Annotated in this window: 8 protein-coding genes and 1 tRNA gene; 6 read left to right on the top strand and 3 right to left on the bottom strand. The window is 61.6% G+C overall.

The window, feature by feature from the left end; genetic code table 11:
* The 3 genes from BN1800_RS12140 to BN1800_RS12130 all read right to left on the bottom strand — a co-directional run.
* Positions 1 to 270: NADPH-dependent FMN reductase (locus tag BN1800_RS12140; RefSeq protein WP_143533955.1), on the bottom strand; the 270-nt coding region annotated here is incomplete at its 3' end.
* A gap of 83 nt (positions 271 to 353) precedes the next feature.
* A complete protein-coding gene (locus BN1800_RS12135) occupies positions 354 to 1,019 on the bottom strand; it encodes a nitroreductase (RefSeq protein WP_086997769.1) in 666 nt (221 codons plus the stop codon).
* Positions 1,020 to 1,449: 430 nt separating this feature from the next.
* Positions 1,450 to 1,524 (bottom strand) — tRNA-Thr (locus BN1800_RS12130).
* 152 nt (positions 1,525 to 1,676) lie between these two features.
* Here BN1800_RS12130 and BN1800_RS12125 point away from each other — a divergent pair.
* The 6 genes from BN1800_RS12125 (at position 1,677) to BN1800_RS12100 (ending at position 6,119) form a co-directional block, all read left to right on the top strand.
* Complete coding sequence (locus tag BN1800_RS12125; protein WP_027509823.1) at positions 1,677 to 1,871, top strand: hypothetical protein; 195 nt, start codon at positions 1,677 to 1,679, stop codon at positions 1,869 to 1,871.
* A gap of 105 nt (positions 1,872 to 1,976) precedes the next feature.
* Complete coding sequence (gene murA / locus BN1800_RS12120) at positions 1,977 to 3,269, top strand: UDP-N-acetylglucosamine 1-carboxyvinyltransferase (protein ID WP_027509824.1); 1,293 nt, start codon at positions 1,977 to 1,979, stop codon at positions 3,267 to 3,269.
* Between the two features lie 118 nt (positions 3,270 to 3,387).
* Positions 3,388 to 3,825, top strand: coding sequence for a DUF2948 family protein (locus BN1800_RS12115; protein WP_027509825.1), 438 nt, complete (start codon positions 3,388 to 3,390; stop codon positions 3,823 to 3,825).
* Positions 3,826 to 3,861: 36 nt separating this feature from the next.
* The gene (gene hisD, locus BN1800_RS12110) at positions 3,862 to 5,160 is read left to right on the top strand and encodes a histidinol dehydrogenase (RefSeq protein WP_027509826.1); all 1,299 of its coding nucleotides are present in this window, start codon (positions 3,862 to 3,864) and stop codon (positions 5,158 to 5,160) included.
* A 3-nt stretch (positions 5,161 to 5,163) separates the two neighbouring features.
* Positions 5,164 to 5,637 (top strand): UPF0262 family protein, encoded by a 474-nt coding sequence (locus BN1800_RS12105; protein ID WP_027509827.1) that lies wholly within the window; start codon positions 5,164 to 5,166, stop codon positions 5,635 to 5,637.
* A 5-nt stretch (positions 5,638 to 5,642) separates the two neighbouring features.
* A complete protein-coding gene (locus BN1800_RS12100) occupies positions 5,643 to 6,119 on the top strand; it encodes an arsenate-mycothiol transferase ArsC (protein WP_027509828.1) in 477 nt (158 codons plus the stop codon).
* The last annotated feature ends 43 nt before the right edge of the window (positions 6,120 to 6,162 follow it).

Here is a 6,162-nt window from a genome sequence, read left to right as displayed (position 1 = left end):
TGCGTTTTTCAGCCCGCCGGGTATGGATCGATTGTATTCGGGCGTGACGAACAGCACGGCGTCGACGGCCGCGATTGCCGCCTTGAATGCCTTGCCAGCCGGAGGGTAGTCGGCGTCATAATCGTAGCTGTAGAGCGGCAGGTCTTTGAAGGATATCTCCGACATTTCAAGTTCCGGCGGGGCGAACCGTACCAATGCCTTGGCGAGCTTGCGGTTGATCGATTCTTTGGAAAGGCTGCCAATGAGATAGCCTACTTTATGCGTGGTCATGGCGTTCTCCAATATCTGGCATGATGAGGACGTATCATACGCAGGAACATAGACGGGGGCTCTTGTCCTTTGATCGCAAGTCACTAATCGCCGACGAACGTGACCGTCTCGTCGAGCGGGGCGCGGCCTGTACGGACGTAACTTACCGTCGGATCCTCGTACCCGATCGACATGCCGCAGAAGAGGATGAGTCCGTCCGGAGGCGACAGGGCCTCCGCGACCGTCTCGCGAACCTGCGACCACGCCATCTGCGTGCAACTGTGGAGACCTTCTGCGCGGAGCAGCAGCATGACGGTCTGCAGATACATGCCGACGTCGGCCCATTGGGGTAGGCCCAGGTCACGGTCGATGTAGCAGAACAGGGCGGCGGGCGCGCCGAAACAGTTCCAGTTGGCGATTGCTGCCCGCTGGCGCGCCTCCCAGTCCTCGCGCGCAATGCCGAGCGCGCTGTAGCGCTCCTTGCCGAAGGCGGACCGGCGCTCCCCGTAGGGGGACTTCAGCACGGGCGGATACATCTCGTACTGCCGCTTGTCCCAGGGGTCGCCATGAGCCACGCGCTCGACGGCGGATGTCTTGAGCTCTGCCAGCGGTGCGCCGGTCATCACGTAGGTGTTCCACGGCTGGATGTTCGATCCTGACGGCGACCAAGCTGCGGCGGACAGCACACGCTCAAGCACCTCCCTCTTCACAGGCTCGTCCTTGAATCCGCGCACCGCCCGTCGGCTTGTGACTGCCTCATATACGTCCATGATCGCCCCATGCCGCCGGCCGTCGGGTTCCGGTCCACCGGGGTATGAGGTATTGTCCATACTCATGGTCGGCTCCTCCTGACTGTTCCGTTCCTGATGTGATTCATTATCTCCATTCGCAATGGAGGCGTAATCACACCGTGGTCTAGGAGGCGTACATCAAACGTATATCAGGGATCGATGCGTTTGAGGGGCATGTGAGCGAAGCATCGCGGGACTCCCGCGCCACTGCATCCCGGCCTGGAATTACACCCCTGGACGGCCTCGGCTTGGCGCTTACGAAGAATGATGTCGTGATTTGAGAATGCCCGGGGAACAAGCTGCACGGATTTCCCGTACGATTCGCGTTCTGTTCTGCGCTTTTGTGCCGCTTCATGCAGCGCTGTGATCAGATGGGCACGGTCAGGCTATTGATTTTGTTCTGAAAAACTGGTGCTGCCGAGTGGGATTGAACCACCGACCTCACCCTTACCAAGGGTGTGCTCTACCACTGAGCTACGGCAGCAGGACCAGGACGCATGAGCCGGACGGCTGCGATGCGTGAACGGGGGGCCTATTGCCACAGCTTCTTGACAAGCGCAAGCCGCAAATTCCAACTTCGCATGTATTAAGGCGACGGCCCTTTTTGCGGGAGGCGGAATCCGCTAAACATCAAACATGGACGACAAGACGGAAAATGCCACAAAGGGCCGCAAGGCCGTGATCGAAGAGCAGGCGAAACGGCGCCGCGAGCGCGCTGCCGAAAAGCTCCGTGAAAATCTCGCCCGCCGCAAACAGCAGACGCGCGCGCGCCGTTCGGGGCAAGCAGACGAGACGAATGGCCTTCCTGCCGCAAAAATGGACGAATCATAATGTTCGGTCCACGGCGAATTGAAGCGTGCCCGGAATTCGTCTAAAGACCCCCATCCCTTTTAAAGGCAGAACTTTCAGAAAGGCGGGCACAGCCCGTAAGTCCATATGGATCGTATCAGAATTGTCGGCGGTAATGAGCTCAATGGCATCATTCCGATTTCCGGCGCCAAGAATGCCGCCCTGCCGCTGATGATCGCCTCGCTTTTGACCAGCGATACGCTGACGCTCGAAAACGTGCCGCATTTGGCTGATGTCGAACTGCTGATGCGCATTCTCGGCAATCATGGCGTCGACGTTGCTGTCAATGGCCGCCGCGAGCGCCAGGAAGACTCCTATGCGCGCACGATCCATTTCACTTGCCGCACCATCGTCGATACGACCGCGTCCTATGAGCTGGTCTCGAAGATGCGCGCTTCCTTCTGGGTCATCGGACCGCTTCTGGCGCGCGAAGGCCACTGCCGCGTGTCTCTGCCTGGCGGTTGCGCCATCGGCACGCGTCCGGTGGACCTTTTCCTCGAAGGGCTTGCGGCGCTCGGAGCAAACCTCGAAATCGACAGCGGCTATATCAACGCGACGGCGCCGAACGGCGGCCTGATCGGCACGCGCTATACCTTCCCGAAGGTTTCCGTCGGCGCGACCCATGTGATGATGATGGCTGCGACCCTTGCCCGCGGCACCACGGTCATCGGCAATGCCGCCCGCGAACCGGAAGTTGTGGACCTCGCCAACTGCCTGAACGCCATGGGCGCGAAAATATCCGGCCACGGCACCTCGACGATCACCATCGAAGGTGTGCAGTCGCTTTCCGGCGCGCGCCATCGCGTTCTGCCGGACCGCATCGAGACCGGCACCTACGCCATGGCCGTTGCCATGACGGGCGGCGACGTCGTTCTGGAAAACACCGATGCGGCTCTGCTTGAAACGGCTTTCGAGACACTCCGCCGCGCCGGCGCGGAAATTTCGTCGACCAACAACGGCGTGCGCGTCAGGCGCAACGGCGCGGGTATCAGGCCGGTCGATATCGTGACCGATCCCTTCCCAGGTTTCCCGACGGACCTGCAGGCGCAGTTCATGGCGCTCATGACACGCTCCTCCGGTATTTCACACGTGACGGAGACCATCTTCGAAAACCGCTTCATGCATGTGCAGGAGCTTGCCCGCCTCGGCGCGAAGATCTCGCTTTCCGGACAGACGGCGAAGATCGAGGGCGTGCCGCGGCTGAAGGGCGCACCGGTGATGGCCACCGATCTTCGCGCCTCCGTCTCGCTGGTAATCGCCGGTCTTGCCGCCGAAGGCGAGACGATGGTCTCGCGCGTCTATCACCTCGATCGCGGCTTCGAGCGGCTGGAAGAAAAGCTCACCCGTTGCGGCGCGATCGTCGAGCGCGTCAGCGAATAGGGAAGGGGCGTCTCTACGCCCTTAATCCTGGTTGCGCATTCCGCCGTAGCATCCTATTTCCCTTGTCTGACGCATCGCCATCCCGGCGGTGCGCGATAGACCTAGGGGTTTTGCCTGCATGACAGATCTGAAGCTTCTTGCGCTCGATAGTGAAGACCTCGCGGTGGTCTCCGCCCATATGCAGGACAGCGTCTTCAAGGTCGGCGACATGACATGGTCGCCGCGCAGCGGGCAGTTTTCAATAGCCGCCAACCGCTTTGTCTGGGAAGATGCCCTCAATAAAGGCAAGGGCTTCGAGCGCCATCGGGCGGCATTGGTCCTCAAGCGGGTTCTGGCCGTCCGCTCCGCCGGGATCGACCGCAAGCGGCGCGACGAGGTGCTGTCGCTGCTGTCCATCGGCTTCGAGCAGAAAGGCGAGGGGCCGGAGGGGACGATCGAGCTGACGCTTGCCGGCACAGCCGAGATCCTCCTCGACGTCGAATGCATCGAAGTGCTGCTTGCGGATATCGGTGGAGCGTGGGAAACCACCTCCAAGCCGCGCCACCCCGGCGCCTGAAGACTTCCCGTGTCGAATTGAGAAGGAATATCTGCGTTGGCAATCTGGCTGGATCAGGCATCGGACGGTTTCGAGCAGCGCTTTGCCGCATTTCTGACAACCAAGCGTGAGGTTTCGGAAGACGTGAATGTGGTGGTTCGCGCCATCATCGACGACGTGCGCGCCCGCGGCGACGCAGCGCTTGCCGAATACTCGAAGAAATTCGACAGCATCGATTTTGCCAATGTGCCGATGCGTGTGAGCGAAGCAGAAATCGATGCCGCAGTGGAAGCCGTGCCTGCCGAAGTGCTGGGCGCGCTGAAGGTTGCGGCCGTCCGCATCGAATCGCATCACCGCCGCCAGCTGCCGAAGGACGATATCTACGAGGATGCTATGGGCGTCGAGCTTGGCTCGCGCTGGACGGCGATCGAGGCGGTCGGCCTCTACGTGCCGGGGGGCACGGCAAGCTATCCGAGTTCGGTGCTAATGAATGCGGTGCCGGCAAAGGTTGCCGGCGTCGAACGCATCGTCATCGCGGTCCCTGCTACCGGCGGCACGGTCAATCAGGCGGTGCTCGCCGCGGCCAAGCTTGCCGGCGTTTCGGAAATCTATCGTGTCGGCGGCGCGCAGGCTATCGCCGCGCTTGCCTACGGCACGGAGACGATCGCGCCGGTCGCAAAGATCACCGGCCCGGGCAACGCCTATGTTGCAGCCGCCAAGCGGCACGTCTTCGGCACGGTCGGCATCGACATGATCGCCGGTCCGTCCGAAGTACTGGTGATCGCCGACAAGGACAACAATCCGGACTGGATCGCGGCCGATCTTCTGGCTCAGGCCGAACATGACGCCAGCGCGCAAGCGATCCTCGTCACCGACAACGCCGAATTCGGCAAGGCCGTCGAAGCCGCGGTGGAGCGCCAGTTGAAGACCTTGAACCGCGCGGAAACCGCCGCCCGCAGCTGGCGGGATTTCGGTGCGGTGATCTTGGTGAAGGACCTGAAGGACGCCATCCCACTCGCCAACCGCATCGCCGCCGAGCATCTGGAGCTTGCCGTGGCTGATCCGGATGTGCTGCTCGACGGAATCCGCAATGCCGGCGCGATCTTCATCGGCGCCCATACGCCGGAAGTGATCGGCGATTACGTCGGAGGCTCGAACCACGTCTTGCCGACGGCGCGCTCTGCCCGCTTCTCCTCCGGCCTTTCCGTGCTCGATTTCGTCAAGCGCACCTCGATCCTTAGGCTCGGCCCGCAGCAGCTGCGCGACCTCGGTCCGGCGGCGATCGCGCTTGCGGTTTCCGAAGGCCTCGATGCCCATGCGCGATCGGTCGCGATCCGCCTCAATCTCGAAAGGTGAGGCATGGCGAAGGGCGACTTCCGGCTTTCTGATATCGTCCTTGACGATACGATCGGCCGTTCGACGCCCGATGTAGAGCATGAGCGGGCCGTTGCAATCTTCGATCTCATCGAGGAAAACAGCTTCGAGCCAGTTGGCCATAGCGGTGGACCCTACCGGCTGAAGATTTCACTGGTCGACTCCAAGCTCGTCTTTGCGATCACCACGGAAGACGGACGGGATGTTGCGACCCATATCCTGTCGCTGACGCCCTTCCGCCGGATCGTGAAGGACTATTTCATGATCTGCGAGAGCTATTACGAGGCGATCCGCTCCGCCTCGCCTAGCCGCATCGAGGCGATCGACATGGGACGGCGCGGCATTCACAACGAGGGCTCGCAGACGCTGAAAGACCGGCTTGCCGGCAAGATCGAGGTCGATTTCGACACGGCACGCCGCATCTTCACGCTGGTCTGCGTGCTTTATTGGCGCGGATGATCGCGATGGCGCCGGCTCCGACCACGGCAGTAGGAAAGGCGCCCGGCGCGATTCTCTTCATGTGCGGGTTGAACGCTATCCGCTCGCCGATCGCCGAAGCGATCGCCCGTAGCATCCTGCCCAGGAATACCTATATACGTTCCGCAGGCGTTCGCGCCGGCGAGCGCGATCCGTTTGTCGACGTCGTGCTCGAGGAAATCGGCCTTTCGCTTGGGCGTCGCCAGCCACAGACGCTTGACGAACTCGAGGACGATTACTTCGATCTCATCATCACGCTCTCGCCGCCAGCCCATCACGCCGCACTGGAGCTGACGCGGGCAAGCGCCGTCGATGTCGTCTACTGGCCGACGATGGATCCGACGGTCGCAACCGGGACTCGCGAGCAGATTCTGGATGCCTACCGTGAGGTGCGCGACCACCTTGAACAGCTCATCGAAACCCGGCTCGTCAGGAGAAATGGCATCGCCGCGCAATCGGCGTGAAACAAAAGGAAGAAAGCCCGATCAACGAGGTTCACAAATGACC

The sequence above is a fragment of the Rhizobium sullae genome, assembly GCF_900169785.1.
Taxonomy (GTDB): Bacteria; Pseudomonadota; Alphaproteobacteria; order Rhizobiales; family Rhizobiaceae; genus Rhizobium; species Rhizobium sullae.
This window is presented reverse-complemented; position numbering and strand designations above follow the sequence as displayed.

Bases quoted from the DNA above. Each gene is read 5' to 3' on its own strand.
- BN1800_RS12135 (WP_086997769.1), bottom strand. From the start codon at position 1,019: ATGGACGTATATGAGGCAGTCACAAGCCGACGGGCGGTGCGCGGATTC.
- murA (WP_027509824.1), top strand. From the start codon at position 1,977: ATGGATCGTATCAGAATTGTCGGCGGTAATGAGCTCAATGGCATCATT.
- BN1800_RS12115 (WP_027509825.1), top strand. From the start codon at position 3,388: ATGACAGATCTGAAGCTTCTTGCGCTCGATAGTGAAGACCTCGCGGTG.
- BN1800_RS12125 (WP_027509823.1), top strand. From the start codon at position 1,677: ATGGACGACAAGACGGAAAATGCCACAAAGGGCCGCAAGGCCGTGATC.
- BN1800_RS12105 (WP_027509827.1), top strand. From the start codon at position 5,164: ATGGCGAAGGGCGACTTCCGGCTTTCTGATATCGTCCTTGACGATACG.
- BN1800_RS12100 (WP_027509828.1), top strand. From the start codon at position 5,643: ATGGCGCCGGCTCCGACCACGGCAGTAGGAAAGGCGCCCGGCGCGATT.